At 40.7% G+C, this 673-nt stretch carries 1 protein-coding gene; it reads left to right on the top strand.

Annotated features, from left to right (window positions below):
* Positions 1-673: AraC family transcriptional regulator (locus KIV40_RS34390; protein ID WP_306431950.1), on the top strand; the 673-nt coding region annotated here is incomplete at both ends.

Below are 673 nucleotides of genomic sequence, written 5' to 3'. Positions count from 1 at the left end.
CCGATGAACTCTCTGACTGCGGTCAGGTTTTAGATATTGAGTTTTCGAATCGCGAGTTAGATTGGCCAGGTGTCATATTAGAAAAAGGAAGCTCGCCACACTTTTATCCTAAAAATGTATATACCCCCTATTTCTATTTTGCACTCGCACTAGAACAGGATTTGAACTGGACAGCTGAAACTAATGGTAGCCTAGTTTCGTTAAAAACCACGCCGGGGGACGTTTGGATCAACCCTCCAAAGACGCCCTTTTCTCATGACATTTCCGAGCCCTGCTACTTTGTAATTTTAGCCATTGAGGAAGAGGCGTTTCTCTCCAGTTGCCCACTAAGCCTAGAAGGCAAAGATCTGCAATTTCTCAACAATTACAATGTGCCTGATGAAACCATCAAAGAGATCATCAAGTTGTTTATTCTTGAGGTTCAGGCAAAAGGAAGAAATGGTCACCTCTATCTGCAAAACCTGCTTTCGTTACTATCCACCCACTACATTCAAAACTATTCAAACTACGTTGACCAAAAGAACATTCAGGTCGATTCATCAAAGTTTGAACAGAGGCATGTAGACAAAGTTGATCAGTATATTGAAGACAACATCGGCACCACTATTTCTGTCGATGATTTAGCAGAGTTATTGAACTGCAGTAAGTTCTATTTTCTGAGAGAGTTTAAAAA

The organism is Vibrio sp. D173a, assembly GCF_030248475.1.
The sequence above is the reverse complement of the archived record's forward strand: the minus strand, read 5'-3'. Positions and strand labels throughout refer to the sequence as shown.